Source organism: Nocardia grenadensis (assembly GCF_050942415.1).
GTDB classification, from domain to species: domain Bacteria; phylum Actinomycetota; class Actinomycetes; order Mycobacteriales; family Mycobacteriaceae; genus Nocardia; species Nocardia grenadensis.
The window spans coordinates 2,803,139-2,820,514 of record NZ_CP192054.1 but is presented as its reverse complement, the minus strand read 5'-3'; the positions used below and the strand labels follow the sequence as shown (position 1 = coordinate 2,820,514).

Genomic DNA, 17,376 nt, shown 5'->3' with positions numbered 1-17,376 from the left:
GAAGACGATGCGCGGCGTCGAAGGTCGCTGTGATCATGTCGTGGTGATCGGCGCGGGGCTGGCCGGACTATCGGCCGCGATCCATCTGGCCGGCCGCGGGGTCGCGGTCACCGTCCTCGAACGTGAACCGGTCCCCGGGGGCCGCGCCGCCCGAGCCGATATCGGTGACTACCGCCTCGATCTGGGACCGACCGTGCTCACCATGCCCGACCTGATCGACGAGGTGTTCGCCGCCGTCGGCGCCGACACCGACGATCATCTGCGCCTCGTCCCCATCGACCCGGCCTACCGGGCCCATTTCGCCGATGGCCGCACCCTCGACCTGCATACCGGCCCCGAACCCATGGCCGCGGCGATAGCCGATTTCGCCGGATCCCGTGAGGCGGACGGTTATCTGAAATTACGGCGCTGGCTGACCCACCTGTACCGCACCGAATTCGATCACTTCATCGCCGCCAATGTCGATTCGCCGATGTCGCTGATGACCCCGGCAGCGGGGCAGCTGGTCCTGGCCGGCGGGCTACGCCGCTGGGACCGGGCGGTCGCCGACCATCTGCACGACCCGGACGTGCGCAGACTCTTCACCTTCCAGTCGCTCTACGCCGGGGTCCCACCGCAGCGGGCGCTGGCCGCCTACGCCGTGATCGCCTACATGGACACCATCGGCGGAGTCTTCTTCCCGCTGGGCGGAATGCGCGCGCTACCCGACGCCCTCGCCGCCGCCGCGACCACGGCCGGGGTGCGTTTCCACTACGGGGTCACCGCGGAACCCACTCGGCGTTCGGGGTCCCGGATCGAAGCCGTCACCACTTCCGACGGGCGGGATATCGAGTGCGACGCGGTCGTCGTCACCACCGAACTGCACCACGCGTACCGGCTGATCGGTCACCACTCACGACGCCCGAAACGGCCCATCGCGTCGCCTTCGGCCGTAGTGGTGCACCTCGGTAGCGATCCCGCCCCACATCTGGCACATCATTCGCTGCTGTTCGGACGCGCGTGGCGGCGGACCTTCGACGACATCCTCACCCGCGGGCAACCCATGCGGGACCCGTCACTGCTCGTCACGCGCCCCACCGCCACCGATACGCTGCTGGCCCCGCCCGGGCGCGAGTTGCTGTCCATCCTCGCGCCCGCGCCCAATCTGGAACGGGCACCGATCGACTGGGACCGGCTCGGGCCCGCCTACGCGGAGGAACTCGTCGCCACGGTGAACCAGCGCCTGCCCAGCCCCTTGACCGGAGTGGAGATACTCCGCGTGATCACCCCGGCGGATTGGGCGCGCCAGGGCATGCTCGCGGGTAGCCCTTTCGCGCTGGCGCACACGCTGTCGCAGACCGGACCGTTGCGGCCGGCCAATATGATCCGCGGCCTCGACAATGTCGTGCTCGCGGGCAGTTCGACCGTGCCCGGGGTCGGCGTACCACCGGTGTTGATCTCCGGGCGGCTGGCCGCCGACCGCATCACCGGCACACTTGCCACGGGCCGCCCGGCCGCGCCCCTGCACACCGGGGGTGCTCGTTCATGATCGGCAGCGAACTCGACGCCGCCGCGATCACGGACCCGTGCCTGCGTCGGGCCTACCGGTACTGCCGCGACCTCAATGCCCGCCACGGCCGCACCTTCTTCCTCGCGACCCGACTGCTCGCCCCCGCGCAACGCCCGGCGATCCACGCCCTCTACGGCTTCGCCCGCTGGGCCGACGATATCGTCGACCTACCCGCCCCTGCCGCGGGCACGCCGCGGGCACGTCTGGACGAGCTGACCCGGCAACTGTCGAGTGGTCTCGATAGCCCCGGGCAGGGCGCGCCGGTTGTCGCCGCGGTGGGTCACACCGCGTCCCGATACACCATCGACAGCGATCTCTTCCGGGCTTTCCTGGACTCCATGCGGATGGATCTGACCGTCACCGACTACCCGGACCGTCCGGCCCTGGACCGCTATGTGTACGGCTCGGCCGAAGTGATCGGTTTGCAGGTGCTGCCCGTTCTCGGCGCCGTCTGCCCACAGCCCGAAGCCGCGCCGTATGCGGCCGCGCTCGGTAAAGCGTTCCAGCTCACCAACTTTCTGCGCGATATCGCCGAAGACCTCGACCGCGGGCGGGTGTACCTACCGGCCGACGAACTGGCCGCCTTCCGCGTCGACCGGGACCTGCTGCAATGGTGCCGCGCGCATCGCCGCACCGATACCCGCGTCCGTGCGGCCCTGGCCGCCCAGCATGCCGTCGCCCGCCAGTGGTATGCCCGGGCCACGCCGGGCATCGATCTGCTGCACCCCGTCTCACGCCCCTGCGTGGCAACCGCTGCCGTCCTCTACGGCGAAATCCTCGACCGGATAGAGGATCTCGACTTCGCGGTCTTCACCGAGCGGGCCACCGTCGGACGTGCCCGCCGCGCGCACGTCGCCGGAACGGCGCTCGCCCGAGCGCTGTGGGCCCGCCGCAACGGCCGATCCGGCATCCTCACCCCCGCCACGACACCCGTGTGACCGGCGCGCGTACCGGACCGGCCGCGAGACAGTTCAGTTGGTGGGAAGGATTTTCGAGGTCAGCCATATTCCCACGGCCAGTGCCGCGGTCACGGTGACACCGATCAGCGCCGAGCCGGCGAGGACGGTGATCCCGATGGAGAACACCAGGCAGGTGAATACGGCCAGGACCGCCGTTCCCCGTTCGACACCGACGACCCGGGCGGGCTGGTTCCGAATCGCAGTCATATCTACAGGCTTCCCCACCACTCGGTTTATGAAACCGTTACCGGCGGTCGGGGGAAAAACTTCGTTTTTCGACCGATCTCACCGAGATGGACTCGAGATCGCCTCGGGATACCTCTCACACGCTCCCACACGATCACCGACGCACACTCTCCGGCGCGGCACCATCCGGTCCGATCGAACGCCGAGACGATCGTGGTGTGGCTCACCCGGCGTAGCGGCAAAATCGCAGGCGACGGCACAATGGAACCAATGAGACCTTGGCAGCCGAGCCCGCCCGCCGACACCGACTCCGCCGGTGCGGGCCCGATCACCGTCGACGACGTGCGCGCGCTCCGCGAACAGTTCCTCGACTTCATGCTCGGCTACAAATTCGCGATCGACGAGATCACCACCAAGATCAATATTCTGCGCGAGGATTTCAACAGTACCCACGAGTACAACCCCATCGAACACGTCGGATCGCGACTGAAATCGCCCGAAAGCGTGATGGAAAAGGTCCAACGCAAGAAATATCCGATGACCCTGGCCGCCATCCGGGACAACATCCTCGATATCGCCGGAGTCCGCGTGGTGTGCAGCTTCATCTCCGATATCACCGTGATCAGGGATATGCTCGCCGGCCAGGAGGACATCACGGTCCTGGAGGAACGCGATTACATCACCCACCGCAAACCGAACGGCTACCAGAGCCTGCACCTGATCGTTTCTATCCCGGTCTTCCGCTCCCAGGGCACCGAACACATTCCGGTCGAAATCCAGATCCGCACCATCGCGATGGATTTCTGGGCCAGCCTCGAACACAAGATCTACTACAAATACCGCGGCGAGGTACCCCCGAACCTCCGCAGCGATCTGGCCCAGGCCGCCGAGGTCGCCACCCAGCTGGACGAGAAAATGGAAGCCCTGCACCGCCAGGTCGACCGCACCGAGCGCACCCAGCCCGAGCCGGCCGACACCCTGGACCTCAGAAGCCTCTACCACAGCCTCGTCACCGACCCCTCCTCCGGCGTCCGGCCCGCACCCATCCTGCGCGCACCCGAGCTGTAGATCGGCCGGCCGGGCGCCGCCCCACCGGCTTCGCTGGGATATCGAGAACTATGCGACCGGTTCCCGGCGAGTGCGTTGGCGAGAATTCAGCAGTCCTTCGATTCCGAGCAGGACCGTCTCACAGATCGGACCGATCGTTCTTTCTCCTCAGGCAGTCACACCTCGGCCGCCTCGACCATCGAAAGAGAGTCCGATGTCCAGTTCAATCGAGACCGGTGGGGCCGGCCCCGTCGCCGAGACGCCGGCAGCACCGAGGGGCTGCGGAACCTGTATTACGCCCGCTTCGGGGTCGCCATCGTCTGGGCGGTTCTGCTGCTGGGGACCGCGGTGACGCTCACCCCGGTCGGCATTGCCCTGCTGGTGCTCTACCCACTGTTCGACCTGGCCGCGGCGTCTTCGACTTCCGCACCTCGGGTGCCACACGCTCGAAGTCGCCGCTGTACCTCAACATGGCCCCGAGCCTGCTCACCGCCGTCGGGCTGGGCGTGGCCGTCGCCTCCGGCATCCCCGATGTCCTGCGTCTCTCAACGCCCTCGCCGGGTACGCGACGCTGGGCGGCATCTTCTTCCTCATCTCGGCGATCCGCCTGCACCGCCGCACGGGCGCGGTGAGGTGAGGTGATCACCGTCGCCCGCCCAGGCGAGGCCCCGTCGGATCGCCTTCCGCAACGACCCGTCTTCCGTCCATCGGCCGCGCCCGGCCGCAGCCCCATTCATCGGCCGGTTTCGGCCGCGCCTCCGGATCGCCGGACCACACGCAGTAGCCCCTCACCACCGAAGAAGAAACACCATGTCCGAACCCGTCTACACCGCCACCGCCACATCCACCGGCGACGGCCGCCCCGGAGGGCGCGCGACCAGCAATGACGGGCTGATCGACGTCACCGTCGCCATCCTGCGTGAAATGGGCGGGCCGGGTGGCGCGACGAACCCCGAACAGCTCTTCGCCGCCGGCTGGGCCTCCTGCTTCCACTCCGCGGTGAAGGCCGTCGCCGCCGGGCAGAGGATCGGTTTCAGCGATTCGACCGTCGTTGCCGAGATCGGCCTGCACCGCACCGAGCAGGGCGGTTTCGGCCTCGCCGCCGCACTCCACGTAGAGATGGGTGGTATCGAACAGGCCGCCGCCGACTCGCTCGTCGCGGCCGTGTACGCGGTATGCCCCTACTCCAACGCACCCGCGGCAATATCCCGGTCACCGTGGATGGCACCGTCAGCTGAGCTGTGCCGGTGAATCCGCCTCGGCTCCGATCTGCTCGCGCAGGATGTCCCCGTGCCCGGCATGCCGGGCGAGCTCGGCGGTCATGGCCAGATAGATCCAGCGAAGGCTGACAACTCCCACGCGCGGGTGCTCGCGCGTCTCGTCCAGTGGAATCCCCGCCGCGACGGACCTGGCTCGAGCACTCGCACGTTCGAATTCCGCGATCACCTCGGCCACGGTCTCCGCATTGCCCACCCGGAAACCGCCGTGCGCCCACAGCGGACCATCGCAGTCGGCATCGGTGAGCCGTCCGAGCGTGCGCTGGAACCACATTCGTTCCGCGTACGTGGCATGTTTGATCAGCGCTATCGGAGTGGTCAGCGACGGTACGAGCCGGCGCCGGGCGTCGGTCTCGGACAGTCCGCGCACTGTGTCGACGAGGTCGGTGCGCGCCTGGTCGAGCATGGTCTCGAGCAGTTCGCGTTCGGTGCCGGTGGTACGGGACGGAGCAGTCATCGGAGTCCTTCCACGGCCGGTCCGGCGCACGCCGAACAGACCGATGTGCCTGTGTTGGTTCGGAATCGGCTCGCCGGAAGAAACGGCGCCGGATGATCGCGAGCCTCGCGATCGTGAATCCTGGAGTCGGCCGTGAGAATATGCGGCCCACATCAGAAGCGGGCGCGACGAGCCGATCCCGAATCTACCACCGACCGCGGCGTTCGGCGACGCGATTCGGTGACCCGAGCACTTCCCCGCCGGGTTCATGCGCCTGCACCAAGGGAAGTTCGAGGGGCATTCGCTCGGGTACTCGGTCGCCCGGCGGGCCTGGCCTGTCCTTCAGGAGTTCGCCGAGGGCCGTGGCCGCGCCTCGTGACCGGGCCGGCCGTGCGTCCGGCGCGCTTCCTTCATTTCCGCCTCGTAGACATGCCGCCGGCCTTCGAGCAACTCCTCCCGCACTTCGCGTTCGATATCGCGGAACAAGTTGTAGTAGCCGTCGTCGTACTCCTCGACGATCTGGAAGGTCCATCGGCCCTCCAGGACATTGCGGCCGATCAGGTCGGCCGTCATCCGATCGGCGAGGTGGTGATGACCGGCCTCCCGCAACAACGCCGCCGCCGACCCCAGGACAAAGTCGGCGCGACCGGTCAGTTGATGGAACGCGTACAGATGCCCTCGCGCGCGTTCGGCGATTTCGAAGGCTTCGGACAACTTGCCCACCGCCTCGACTGTTGTGTCGCCGACACCCGCCGGCCGGCGATGACGCTCCGCGGGAACGTCCTCGTCACCGGTATCGGTCACTGCCATTCCGACAGGCTATCGAGATATCGGCGGATTCCGGCTTCGGACCGCGCGGGCGAGTCGGGTTGCGGCGGGTGTTGCCTGGCCGGTCGCGTACCACCATGGCGCCGGGGGCAACAAGATGCGTTGCCGGTGGCGACCGGGTGCGAATATGGAGTCGGCTCCCGCCGTGATCGCGAGGGTGATACGGAACTACTACGGAACGGATACGGCGTTCTCCCGGCTGCCGTTACGCGCGCGGGGATTCCGAGTTCGGTGAGCAGACCACGGACCCGGTACTCGATATCGTCGCGGATCCGGCGCACGAGCGCGAGGCCGGCGCCGGCGGGGTCGTCGAGTTGCCAGTCGAGGTAGCGGGTTCCGGGGAAGGAGGGGCAGGCGTCCCCACAGCCCATGGTGATCACCACGTCGGAGAATTCGACGGTGCCCGCGGTCAGCGCGGTCGGGGCCCGGGTGGAGATATCGATCCCGGCCTCGCGCATCGCCTCGACCGCGGCCGGGTTGATCGTGTCGGTGGGCGCGGTGCCTGCGGAGCGGACCCGGACCCGGCCCCCGGCGAGATGGGTGAGGAACGCGGCGGCCATCTGGGAGCGTCCGGCGTTGTGGACGCATACGAACAGCACGGTGGGGGTATCGGAGGACATGGGAGCGGAGACCTTTCAGCCGACCGGTGCCGGAGAGAGGTGCCGGCGCAACGCGAGGGAGAGATAGACCAGGGCGAGCAGTACCGGGACCTCGATCAACGGGCCGACCACACCGGCCAGGGCCTGGCCGGAGGTTGCTCCGTAGGTGGCGATCGCGACGGCGATGGCGAGCTCGAAGTTGTTGCCCGCCGCGGTGAACGCCATTGTCACGGTGCGCGCGTACCCGAGCCGCAGGACCGCGCCGAGGACGATACCGCCGCCCCACATGAGCGCGAAGTAGCTCAGCAGCGGTACCGCGATCCGCGCGACATCGAGCGGCCGGCCGGTGATCTGCTCTCCTTGCAGCGCGAACAGGATCACGATGGTGAACAGCAGCCCGTAGCGCGCCCATGGCCCGACCTTCGGAAGTAGCCGGGTTTCGTACCAGTCCCGGCCGCGGGTTCTCTCCCCGATTCGGCGGGTGAGATATCCGGCGGCCAGCGGGATTCCGAGGAACACCAGCACCGAGATCGCGATATCGACCGGGGAGGCCTCGATCGTGGCCTGCTCCCGGCCGAGCCATCCCGGCAACGCGGAGAGGTAGAACCAGCCCAGGACCGCGAACATGAGCACCTGGAATATCGAGTTGATCGCGACCAGCACCGCGGCGGCTTCCCGGTCCCCGCAGGCGAGGTCGTTCCAGATGATGACCATCGCGATGCAGCGCGCCAAGCCGACGATGATCAGCCCGGTCCGGTAGGCGGGCAGGTCCGGTAGCAGCAGCCACGCCAGCGCGAACATCACTGCGGGCCCGAGCACCCAGTTCAGCAGCAGCGAGCCCGCGAGCAGGCGCCGGTCGCCGGCGACGGTGTGCAGACGGTCGTAGCGGACCCCGGCCAGCACTGGATACATCATGATCAGCAGGCCGGCCGCGATCGGCAGCGAGACCCCCTCGACCTCCACCGCCGACAATGCCCCGCCCAGGCCGGGCACCAGGCGGCCCAGCGCGAGCCCCGCGGCCATGGCGACACCGATCCAGACCGGCAACAGCCGATCCGGCATCGCCAACCGCGGCGCCGGCGCCTGCACCACGGTGCTCACCCCCGCACCGCCACGCTTCCCGGTGGCGCGGTCATCGGGCGGCGCCGGCGGCAGGGGCGCAGCACGCGGTTTCGGACTCGCCGCGGCCGTCGGTACTGCAGCATGCCTGTACCGCTTCCTCGTCGGAGACCTCGGCGAACTCCGGAGCCGTGCCGAAGGAGTCCGAATCGGCCAGTACCGCGTACACCTCCCACCGCTCTCCGCCCGGCCCGGTCACCCACGCCTTGTCCTGGGTGGCGAAGCAACATGTGGTCGCGATCTGCTCCTCGGTGAACAAGCCGGCCTCCGACAGCCGGGCGATCTCGGAATGGACTCTCTCCGAGGACTCGACCTCGACGCCGAGGTGATTCAGGCTGCCGCCGTGCGCCCCGGTGGCCGCCGGACCGGTCGACGACGAGGCGGCCCTGCACGTCGCCCTGCGGCTGAAGGCTTTGGCCGACCCGGTCCGGGTCAAACTCATCTCCCTGCTACTGGCCGACCCCGACACCGGCCGCACCGGCGGCGAACTCGCCGCGGCGGTCGGCCTATCGGAATCGACTGTCAGCCACCACCTCACCCAGCTCCGTAAAGCCGGATTCATCGACTCCGAACGTCGCGGTATGAGCGTGCTCCATCAGGCCCGTCGCGACGCTCTGACCGCACTGTGCACCGTGCTCGACCCGAACTGCTGCCGCTGACCCTTGGCAGCGGACCGCCGGCGCTTCGGGCCACCCGGGATGCGCCCCGTCGGTCAAACATGGATTTTCGAACGCATTCGCGCTCCGAACCTCGCCGACCAGCGATGAACCCGTCGGCGATGGTCACCGACGCAATGGTTCGACAGCCGTACGCGAAACGCCACCGGGCACGAGGTCCGGTGGCGTTCGGTCGGGGCGTCGACGTCCCGTAAGGACCTCTCGGCGAGAGGTCGCTCGTAGCGACCGACGGGGTGAGGCCCGGGGCTGTCCGGAGCCGACAGATTTTTCGACCGCACCGGCAAGGGTCGCATTCCGCCGAGGTTGTGCGGTGGACCACCCGGTACGCGACCGAGTTCGTTGCCCCGGGCCGCCAACCGGAGGCCCGGTCGCATTATTCCGCCTCCGATCAGGCCGTCCACGTAGGAATCGATCACGGCGACCCCTCAGGAATCGGGTACGGCGCGGATTTCGACGCAGTAGTCACCGGCGGCGGGGGCAAGATCGGCGTGGACGGCGTCGGCTTCGAGACCGTGGAGCAGCCCGGTGAGGTAGGCGCGGTTGAGCGAGCACACCAGGTCGGGTGCCCGAGCCGCCAGCGGGTGGAACGGGCGATTACGCAATCGCAGGCAGGCCGGCGCGGTGCGCGCGGGTTCGAAGCCCTGTTCGCCGAGCGTGGCGACCAGGACGGTGATGGCGCGTCGGCGCCGAATCGTCCCGGCCGTAACCGCGCACGGATTTCGCGACCAGTGGCGGTGCCCCGATCCCCGGCGACCCGCAGGGTGGCCTCGCGTGCGGATTCCCCGGTAACCTCGGTGAGGACGGCCTGCATCAATATTTCGGCGAGAATCTCGTAGCGGCGTTCGGGAATGCTGATCTGTACTTCAATGTCGGCGGGTTCGTACACCTTGGGCGCCCGTCCGACGCGACGGATCCCGCCGGTGTGTTCGTAGTGGGCCCGCAGTAGCCCGATGCCGACGAGTTCGTCGAGGTGGAACGCGGCGAGTTTGCGGAATATCCCGACGTGTTCGGCGGCTTCGTCGCGGGTCACGGGACGTCCGGCGCGCCGGATGAACCAGCACATGTTCCGGCGTAGATCGTCATCCAGTGCGGCAACGGCGCCAATACGCGGAGGTTGTCATGACCGAGGACTGGCGGCAGGCCAAACGCCCGGTCAGCGCCGTGCTGGCCGGGCCGTACGGACACCCGTTCCATCCGATCCTGGTCACCGTGCCGATCGGAGCGTGGCTGGCAAGTGTGGTCTTCGATATCGGCTCGCGCCTGGTCGACGACCCCGGATTCCTGGCGCGGGGCGCGCAGTGGCTGATCGCGATCGGGGTGCTGGGCGCGCTCGCCGCGGCGACGGTCGGATTCCTGGATCTGTTCGCCATCCCGACCGGCACACCCGCTTTCCGGATCGCGCTGGTGCACATGAGCCTGAATCTGGCGGTCACCGTGGCGTTCGCACTCGATTTCTGGTGGCGCGTCGCCGGCACCGATGCCGGCGCCGCCGTCGCAGGTGGCCCGCTGACCCTGTCGATCGTCGCCGTCGTGGTGCTGGCGGTGTCGGGTTATCTGGGCGGCAAGCTTGCCTATCACTACGGTGTCCGGGTCGCCGACGAGCGCACCCAGGCCACCGGTTTCCGGCGCTGACCTCTCCTCTGTCCCTTCTCTTCATCAGGAGTCATCATGGGCATCGCGGCTCTGATCCTCTGGCTGCTCACCGCGGTCGGCGGCTTCGTCCTGCTGGGCACGTGGATCGCCAAAGGCGGTGCACGTGATTCGGATTCCAGCCACCTTCCCGTTCCGGTGGTATTCGGGCACTTCCTGCTCGCCGTGGCCGGGCTGGTGGTGTGGATCGTCTACCTCGCCGTCGACAATGTCGCGCTGGCCTGGGTCGCCTTCGGACTACTGGTTCCCGTCGCGCTGCTCGGGTTCGTGATGCTGGCGCGTTGGCTGCCGGTCTACCGCTCCCGAACCACCGGATTGGTGGGCAAGACGCCGCCCGAGCGACACTTCCCGGTGGCGATCGTCGGCGGGCACGGCGTGTTCGCGGTCGCCACCCTCGTGCTGGTGCTGCTCACCGCGCTCGGTGTCGGGGGAAGCTGATCATGTCCCGGCCTGCCCTGCGCCTCGTCCACGACAGCAGCGCGATCGATCCGACCGACCGCCGCCGAGGACGCCGCCCGCGCTTTTCTGACCAACCTCGGCGTGCGGCTGGACAGCGAACCTGTCCAGGCCACGCCGGGGCGGATGGCCCGGGCCTATGCCGAGTTGTTCACCCCCGCACGCGTTCGATCTGACCACCTTCCCGAACGAGGAGGGCAGCCCAAGGCCGTCGACGTGGTCATCGAAGCCGAGCACACCTGTATGACCCTGCGCGGAGTGCGAGCCGTCGGGACCACCACGGTCACCTCCACGCTGCTCGGCACCTTGCACGCAGACGCCCGATCCCGCCAGGACCTCGTCGGAATCGGCCCGTAACGCGCCACCTCCGGCCGCCGGGCGCCGATACCGACGGGCCGGATATCGGCACCTCACGAAGACAGGCCCGAGCAGTGCGGCCGCTCAGCCTCCGCGGGCGACTCGGCGCCCGGGAATACCGTACCGCCGCAACGGGTTGCGGCGGGGTATGAAGGCTATCGGTTTGCACGAATTCGGCGGTCCCGACGTATTGCGACTGCTGGAATTGCCCGAACCTCAGGCCGGCCCGGGCGAGGTCCGCATCCGTGTACACGCCGCCGCCGTGAACCCGACCGATGTCCTGTTGCGCACAGGTGGTCACGCGGTGCGGATGCCGGACCGGCGGCCGCCGTTCGTGCCCGGGATGGACGCCGCCGGCGTAATCGACCAACTCGGCCCGGGAACCGGTGACCGGCTGGGCGTGGGCCAGCGCGTGATCGCCATGGTGCTGTTCACCGGTCCACGCGGCGGAGCCTATGCCGAACAGGTCGTCGTGCCTGCCGCCTCGGTGGTGCCCGCTCCCGAGGGCGCCGATTTCCCCGCCGCCTCCACCCTGCTGATGAACGCCATGACCGCCCGCCTCGCCCTGGACGCGCTGGCCGTGCCCGCCGGCGCCACCGTAGCGGTGACCGGGGCGGCCGGTGCAGTCGGCGGATACGCGGTGCAGCTCGCGAAGGCCGACGGCCTGACCGTCGTCGCGGATGCCGCCCCGCACGATAACGACCGGGTACGCGGCTTCGGCGCCGACCACGTCGTCGCCCGCGGCGCCGATGTCGCCGACCGCATACGGGCGCTGCTGACGCAGGGCGTTCCCGGTCTCGTGGACGGGTCGATGCAGACCACCCGAACCCTGCCCGCCGTCGCCGACGGCGGCACACTGGCCGAGTTGCGGGGCTGGTCCGGGCCGGCCGAACGCGGGATCCGAGTGTGCCCGGTCATGGTCACCGACGGCATCACCGACACCGAACGGCTGGACACCCTGCGCCGCTATGCCGAAGACGGCACGCTCACCCTACATGTCGCCGAGGTGCTCCCTGCCGCCGAAGCAGCCGAAGCCCACCGCCTGCTCGAACGCGGCGGACTGCGCGGCCGGGTGGTCCTGGACTTCTCCTGACCGGCCGGTGCCGCCGCGCTCCTCAATGTGCCGGGCCCGCACGGATATCGCTCGGTCGCTGCCGTGAGCCTGCGTTCGACGATGAACACGCAGGCTATTCGCCAGGTCCGCGGATCGGTCGGGAAATGCTATCGGCCCGAGCCGGAGCCACCGTGCTGTGCGGTGGCGGGCGCGGGGTCATGGCCGCGGTGGCGCAAGGGGCCTCCGCCGACAACGGTCTGGTCATCGGCGTCCGCCCCGATACCGACCCGGCCGAAATCTGCGAGGGACTGTCTGCTGTCCTGTACACGAACATGGGAGAGGCGCGTAATGCCATCCTGGTCCGGTCCGCCGATGCGGTCATCGTCGTAGGCGGTTCCTGGGGAACGCTGTCCGAACTCGCTCTCGCCAATCACCGCGGGAACACTCCGGTGATCACGCTCGGCGGCTGGAAGATCCTCGACGCCGACGGCAACCCCATCACGGCGGCCGTCACGGCAACCAGCCCGCCGGCCGCCGTGCGGGCAGCATTGGCGCAAAGCAGGGCCGACCAAGAGATCGGTTCGGAATGAGTTTGCGGAGGCTGATGACCGAGCGATGCACAGCGTAGCCATCGCGTCGCGTTCGTGAGTAGCCTCTCGAGTATGGACGATGAGGGACCCAGCCGGACAGCGCTCGCGGCTGCCTACGCACGCGCCTATCATCAAATCGCTGATCGGCCGATGATTCTCACCGATCCACTGGCGGCACGCCTGCTGGGTGTCACTGCGAATGAGCTGACCGAATTGGGCCGGCCCGCGGAGGACGGTCTCGATAGCGGTACCGGTCCGGGGATCCTGCGGCTGGCCGTCGGTGATCGGCCGCGCCGCCTGTTCTTTGCCGCTCGTGCCCGTTTCGCCGAGGACCGAGTGGCCGAGGCGGTCGCGGCCGGCACGCGGCAGGTCGTGATCCTCGGCGCGGGCCTGGATACCTTCGCCTACCGCAACCCGCATCCCGGCCTGCGTGTCTTCGAGGTCGACCATCCCGATACCCAAGCGTGGAAGCATCAACACCTCGCCGCATCCGGTATCGACCGGCCCGAACAGTTGACCTTCGTACCGGTCGACTTCGAAACCGACACCCTGGCGACACGATTGGAAGCCGCCGGATTCAACCGGACCGATCCGGCGGTATTCGTGTGGCTCGGTGTCGTCTTCTATCTGACCCCGGACGCCGCCCGCAGCACCCTCGAATACATCGCTCGTCAATCCGAACCGACCGAGGTGATCTTCGACTACCTCCGGTCGGCAGACACCGACGAGGATCGCGCGCAGCTGCAGGCGCGCGCGAATCGAGCGGCGGCTGTCGGCGAACCCTGGTTCAGCTACTTCGCTTCCGACGATATCGCCGCACGGTTGCGCGCGCTCGGCTTCACCGACGTCGAAGACCACTCCGCCGCGGACCTCATCGCTGGATACCTCGATGGATCCGCGGAATTCGAGGGCGAACCACCCCAGGCACTGCGCCCGGTCCGCATACTACGGGCGAGCCGCTGAGGATTTCCCGGCCAGTTCGGCTTGTATGCCTCCGCCCCGGGCACGACCGATCTGCGGTCGGCCCGGCCGGCGATGCCGCCGAAAAAGCGAGGACAACCCCTGCCGGACATCCCACCCATATCACGACGCGGCCATTGTTTTCCGCGACCGACAGCCGAGGGGCGCGCCCGGGCGGACGATGCTCCCTATGCTCGAGGGATGCATCTCGAGTTGGTGGCGATCGTGGTCGCGGAGTACGACCCGGCAATCGAGTTCTTCGTCGCGGTGCTGGGGTTCGAACTGGTCGAGGATGTGCCGTCACTGACCGACGACGGCAGGCCGAAGCGATGGGTGGTCGTTCGTCCGTCGGGCGCGCAGACCGGGATCCTGCTGGCACGTGCGGATGGCGATCGGCAGACCGGCGTCGTCGGCGGTCAGGTCGCCGGGCGCGTGGGATTCTTCTTGCGGGTCGACGATTTCCGATCCGAATACGACCGGCTGGTCGCGGCGGGTGTCGAGTTCGTGACGCAACCGCGGTCCGAACCGTATGGTCGCGTCGCGGTTTTCCTGGACATCGCGGGCAACCGATGGGATCTGCTCGGTCCCGCTCGGTGAATCGAGCGTCGGAAAGGCCGGACACTCGGCGGCACGGTCGATTTCGCCGACCGTGCGCGGATTCCGGGAGGAATGAATGAGCGCTCCGCCATCTGCTGCGCCTCGCGCGAAGCCGGATCCACACCGGCGGCGATCGCCGCGTCGACCTTCGGGATGAGCACGGCCCATCCCGCTTCGGCTTGCCGGATGTGCTCTTCACCGAGATCCTCACGACGCTGCGCGAGCTGCGTCAACTGCCCCTCGGTGAAATATTCCTTGAAGGTGTCGTCGACCATGACGGTCCTCCTGATCAATTCCAGGAAGCGATCCGCGGATGCGTTTGGCCGGTTCTCCGCCTTCGCGGCCAGTGCCGCGACCGGGGCATGGAGTTCCTGGGTCGCGGCCAATTGCGCGGCCGGATAGTCGCGGTGAGCGGACCGTACCTGCGTCATCGCCACAGTGCCCGCGAGCAGGTCCGCGATCGGGTCCAAACCCAGGCCGGGTTGACGCAGGGCAAGCACCTGGTAGAGACGCTCGACGTCGCCGGCGGTGTAGAGCCGGTGGCCGGTGCTCGTCCGCCCCGCGGGCCGCACCAGCCCGATGCGGTCGTAGTGAGGCAACGTCCGCACCGTCGGTCCGGCCTCGGCCGCGAGTTCACCGACCTTCCATACACGCTCGGTTCCGTGCCGGTCCATGCATTTCATCCCACTTCCACCGGCGCACCGTACGCCGGTGGCGTCGACGGTAGAGCCTGACCTTACGTGAGGTTCAAACCGGACCAACTCGACCGGACCCGGGCCCACGCCGTGCCGAGGGAGCACTCTCCTGAGCCGGCCCGGGGAGCCCCTTTCGCCAATATTTGAACGATGGTACAACTAGTACGATGGTTCAAATAGAGAGAGGAGCCGGGATGGCCGCGGGACGGGTCGCCGGATGGCGTGAATGGAGTGGTCTCGGGTTGCTGGCGGTGCCGACCATGCTGTTGGGGCTGGATGTGACCGCGCTCTACCTGGTCGTACCGAAGCTGACCGTGGACCTGGCCCCGAGCGCGACCGAGACCCTGTGGATCATGGACGCCTACGGCTTCTTCATCGCCGGATTCCTGGTCACGATGGGTACGTTGGGTGATCGGATCGGACGGCGCCGGTTGCTGATGATCGGAGTGTCGGCGTTCGCCGCGGCCTCCGTCTTCGCGGCGTTCGCTCCCGGCACGCTGTGGCTGATCGTGGCGCGCGCACTTCTCGGCGTGGCCGGAGCGACGCTGATGCCCTCGACCCTGTCCTTGATCGGCACCATGTTCACCGACTCCCGGCAACGAGCATTGGCCATCGGGGTGTGGGCGACGATGTTCGCTGCGGGGATGGCCGCGGGCCCGGTCGTCGGCGGAATACTGGTCACCACCTTCTGGTGGGGCGCGGTCTTCCTCATCGCGGTGCCCGTCGCCTTGCTGGTCCTGGCCGGCGCACCCGTGCTGCTTCCGGAGTACCGCACGCGCGCAGGTGGACTCGACATGCTCAGCGTCGGGTTGTCCCTGGCGGCCATGCTGCCGATCATCTATGCGATCAAACATGTCGCCGTCCACGGCATCGATATCCAGACCGCGGCCGCAATCCTGCTCGGTGGTGGCGCTACCGTCGCATTCGTCCGGCGTCAGCTGCGGCTCGCGGAACCGCTGCTCGATATGAAGCTGTTCGCCAACCCGGCCTTCACCGCGGCCCTATCGGTGTTGTTGATCGGCTTGGCCGGGTTCGGTGGCGTGATGTTCCTGGTCACCCAGTACCTGCAGTTCGTGACCGGCCTGTCGCCGACCGACACCGGGCTGTGGATGGGCCCGCCCGCGCTGGCCATGCTCATCGGCGCGATCGGTGCCCCGCTGTTGTCCGGCCGGGTATCCCCCGGCGTCATCATGGCGGGCACCCTGACGCTGTCGCTGGCCGGATACTGGCTGCTGGCCTCGGCCGGGACCGACAGCAAGCCGGCTGTCGTCGCCGGATTCGCCCTCGTCTACCTGGGTCTCGGGGTCATCGCCGCACTGGGTACCGACATCGTCATGGGTGCTGCGCCACCGGACAAGTCCGGTTCGGCGGCGGCTCTGTCCGAGACCGTTCAAGAGTTCGGCATCGCCGCCGGCGTCGCGCTCCTGGGCAGCCTCACCACCGCCATCTACCGCCGCGAGATCGAAACACCTTCCGGTCTGCCGGCATCCGTGGCCGAAACCTACGGCACCAGCCTCTCCGGCGCCTCATCGGTCGTGGACCGGATCCCGGCCGAGGCTTTCGACCATGCGCGAAGCGTATTCACCGACGGCCTCGGCACGGCCGCCCTCGTCGCAGGCGTCGCCATCGCCTTCGCGTCCTCGGTGTGCTTCGTGATGCTTCGGCACCTCCGGCCCCCCGGCAAAGCCGACCGTGACGCGGAGTCGATAGCCTCGACACCCGGGACCGATCTATGACAGATGAGGCAATGACGGCCGAAGAAAACAGTGGACACGAGACGGTCGACGGGCGCAAACAGCGTGGTCGGCTTCGACGCGCCCAGATCATCGAGGCCACGCTCGAGATCGTCCGACGTGACGGCGCGACCGGCGTCACCCACCGCACCGTCGCCAAGGAAGCCGGCATCACCACCAGTCTGACGCTCTACTACTTCGCCACCCTGGACGACCTGCTGATAGCCGCCCTGACCAGCGTGACGGACGAATACACCCGCCGTATTCGACAACTCATCGACACCGCGGACGATCCACTGGCCGGGCTGGCGGAGCTGATCGTCGAATCCGGCGGACCCGGACGCGAGCGAGCACTCGCCGAACGCGAACTGTCGACCCTCGCCGCCCGCCGACCGGCCCTGCGGCCGATCGCGCGACGCTGGCGCGACAATGTCGCCGAACTCGCCCGGGCACACACCGACGACACCGAGACGATCGAGGCCTTTGTGGCCTTGTCCGACGGCCTGTGCACCGCCATCCTCCTCGACGACCGCGAAGCCGACCCCGCCCACATCCGGGCAGTCCTCCGCAAGGCTCTACTCGGCGGCGGTCGGTAGCCGCAGCGGGC

At 68.3% G+C, this 17,376-nt stretch carries 19 protein-coding genes and 3 pseudogenes; 14 read left to right on the top strand and 8 right to left on the bottom strand.

Annotation, left to right across the window (positions count from 1 at the left end; genetic code table 11):
* Positions 1-7 precede the first annotated feature (7 nt).
* Positions 8-1,528, top strand: a complete 1,521-nt coding sequence (gene crtI / locus ACQPYS_RS12820; RefSeq protein ID WP_433492720.1) for a phytoene desaturase family protein — start codon at positions 8-10, stop codon at positions 1,526-1,528.
* Positions 1,525-2,487 (top strand): phytoene/squalene synthase family protein, encoded by a 963-nt coding sequence (locus ACQPYS_RS12815; protein ID WP_433492719.1) that lies wholly within the window; start codon positions 1,525-1,527, stop codon positions 2,485-2,487. The genes crtI and ACQPYS_RS12815 overlap by 4 nt, the downstream gene beginning before the upstream one ends.
* 33 nt (positions 2,488-2,520) lie before the next feature.
* Here the strand turns inward: ACQPYS_RS12815 and ACQPYS_RS12810 are convergent, their stop codons facing one another.
* Positions 2,521-2,715: a hypothetical protein gene (locus ACQPYS_RS12810; protein ID WP_063034170.1), complete on the bottom strand. Its 195-nt coding sequence runs from the start codon at positions 2,713-2,715 to the stop codon at positions 2,521-2,523.
* A 249-nt stretch (positions 2,716-2,964) separates the two neighbouring features.
* Between ACQPYS_RS12810 and ACQPYS_RS12805 the strand changes: the two genes are divergently transcribed.
* Both ACQPYS_RS12805 and ACQPYS_RS12800 read left to right on the top strand, forming a co-directional pair.
* Positions 2,965-3,762: a GTP pyrophosphokinase gene (locus ACQPYS_RS12805; RefSeq protein ID WP_157107063.1), complete on the top strand. Its 798-nt coding sequence runs from the start codon at positions 2,965-2,967 to the stop codon at positions 3,760-3,762.
* A 789-nt stretch (positions 3,763-4,551) separates the two neighbouring features.
* The gene (locus tag ACQPYS_RS12800) at positions 4,552-4,992 is read left to right on the top strand and encodes an Ohr family peroxiredoxin (protein WP_433492718.1); all 441 of its coding nucleotides are present in this window, start codon (positions 4,552-4,554) and stop codon (positions 4,990-4,992) included.
* On the opposite strand, the gene ACQPYS_RS12795 is transcribed toward ACQPYS_RS12800, so the two are convergent.
* The 5 genes and pseudogenes from ACQPYS_RS12795 to ACQPYS_RS12775 form a co-directional block, all read right to left on the bottom strand.
* Positions 4,972-5,475, bottom strand: a complete 504-nt coding sequence (locus tag ACQPYS_RS12795) for a DinB family protein (RefSeq protein ID WP_431938425.1) — start codon at positions 5,473-5,475, stop codon at positions 4,972-4,974. The genes ACQPYS_RS12800 and ACQPYS_RS12795 overlap by 21 nt on opposite strands.
* Positions 5,476-5,796: 321 nt before the next feature.
* Positions 5,797-6,264, bottom strand: coding sequence for a hypothetical protein (locus tag ACQPYS_RS12790; RefSeq protein WP_063034167.1), 468 nt, complete (start codon positions 6,262-6,264; stop codon positions 5,797-5,799).
* A 230-nt stretch (positions 6,265-6,494) separates the two neighbouring features.
* Positions 6,495-6,902: pseudogene (locus ACQPYS_RS12785) on the bottom strand (arsenate reductase ArsC); the annotation flags it as partial.
* Positions 6,903-6,917: 15 nt separating this feature from the next.
* Positions 6,918-7,943: an ACR3 family arsenite efflux transporter gene (gene arsB, locus ACQPYS_RS12780; protein WP_433493035.1), complete on the bottom strand. Its 1,026-nt coding sequence runs from the start codon at positions 7,941-7,943 to the stop codon at positions 6,918-6,920.
* Between the two features lie 70 nt (positions 7,944-8,013).
* A pseudogene (locus tag ACQPYS_RS12775) lies at positions 8,014-8,343 on the bottom strand (ArsI/CadI family heavy metal resistance metalloenzyme); the annotation flags it as partial.
* Between the two features lie 10 nt (positions 8,344-8,353).
* On the opposite strand from ACQPYS_RS12775, the gene ACQPYS_RS12770 reads away from it, so the two are divergent.
* A complete protein-coding gene (locus tag ACQPYS_RS12770) occupies positions 8,354-8,659 on the top strand; it encodes an Rv2640c family ArsR-like transcriptional regulator (RefSeq protein ID WP_433492717.1) in 306 nt (101 codons plus the stop codon).
* A gap of 443 nt (positions 8,660-9,102) precedes the next feature.
* On the opposite strand, the gene ACQPYS_RS12765 is transcribed toward ACQPYS_RS12770, so the two are convergent.
* Positions 9,103-9,279 carry a hypothetical protein gene (locus ACQPYS_RS12765; RefSeq protein WP_431938427.1) on the bottom strand — a complete coding sequence of 59 codons (177 nt, stop codon included), beginning with the start codon at positions 9,277-9,279 and terminating at the stop codon, positions 9,103-9,105.
* A gap of 517 nt (positions 9,280-9,796) precedes the next feature.
* Between ACQPYS_RS12765 and ACQPYS_RS12760 the strand changes: the two genes are divergently transcribed.
* From ACQPYS_RS12760 to ACQPYS_RS12730, 7 genes are all read left to right on the top strand, one after another.
* Positions 9,797-10,309, top strand: coding sequence for a DUF2231 domain-containing protein (locus ACQPYS_RS12760; protein ID WP_433492716.1), 513 nt, complete (start codon positions 9,797-9,799; stop codon positions 10,307-10,309).
* A 36-nt stretch (positions 10,310-10,345) separates the two neighbouring features.
* Positions 10,346-10,765, top strand: a complete 420-nt coding sequence (locus ACQPYS_RS12755) for a hypothetical protein (protein ID WP_063034162.1) — start codon at positions 10,346-10,348, stop codon at positions 10,763-10,765.
* A gap of 102 nt (positions 10,766-10,867) precedes the next feature.
* A complete protein-coding gene (locus tag ACQPYS_RS12750; RefSeq protein WP_373861373.1) occupies positions 10,868-11,140 on the top strand; it encodes a GTP cyclohydrolase I in 273 nt (90 codons plus the stop codon).
* Between the two features lie 148 nt (positions 11,141-11,288).
* Positions 11,289-12,233, top strand: a complete 945-nt coding sequence (locus tag ACQPYS_RS12745) for an NADP-dependent oxidoreductase (protein WP_433492715.1) — start codon at positions 11,289-11,291, stop codon at positions 12,231-12,233.
* A gap of 125 nt (positions 12,234-12,358) precedes the next feature.
* Positions 12,359-12,784 carry an LOG family protein gene (locus ACQPYS_RS12740; protein ID WP_433492714.1) on the top strand — a complete coding sequence of 142 codons (426 nt, stop codon included), beginning with the start codon at positions 12,359-12,361 and terminating at the stop codon, positions 12,782-12,784.
* A gap of 72 nt (positions 12,785-12,856) precedes the next feature.
* Positions 12,857-13,747 carry a class I SAM-dependent methyltransferase gene (locus ACQPYS_RS12735; protein WP_433492713.1) on the top strand — a complete coding sequence of 297 codons (891 nt, stop codon included), beginning with the start codon at positions 12,857-12,859 and terminating at the stop codon, positions 13,745-13,747.
* A 198-nt stretch (positions 13,748-13,945) separates the two neighbouring features.
* Entirely contained in the window at positions 13,946-14,341 is a 396-nt protein-coding gene (locus tag ACQPYS_RS12730; RefSeq protein WP_063034159.1) for a VOC family protein, read from the top strand.
* Between the two features lie 140 nt (positions 14,342-14,481).
* On the opposite strand, the pseudogene ACQPYS_RS12725 reads toward ACQPYS_RS12730, so the two are convergent.
* Positions 14,482-15,015: pseudogene (locus tag ACQPYS_RS12725) on the bottom strand (MerR family transcriptional regulator); the annotation flags it as partial.
* A gap of 215 nt (positions 15,016-15,230) precedes the next feature.
* Between ACQPYS_RS12725 and ACQPYS_RS12720 the strand changes: the two are divergent.
* Together ACQPYS_RS12720 and ACQPYS_RS12715 are read left to right on the top strand one after the other, a co-directional pair.
* Positions 15,231-16,772, top strand: coding sequence for an MFS transporter (locus ACQPYS_RS12720; RefSeq protein ID WP_433492712.1), 1,542 nt, complete (start codon positions 15,231-15,233; stop codon positions 16,770-16,772).
* An 11-nt stretch (positions 16,773-16,783) separates the two neighbouring features.
* Positions 16,784-17,365, top strand: a complete 582-nt coding sequence (locus ACQPYS_RS12715; RefSeq protein WP_063034157.1) for a TetR/AcrR family transcriptional regulator — start codon at positions 16,784-16,786, stop codon at positions 17,363-17,365.
* Positions 17,366-17,376: the final 11 nt, after the last annotated feature.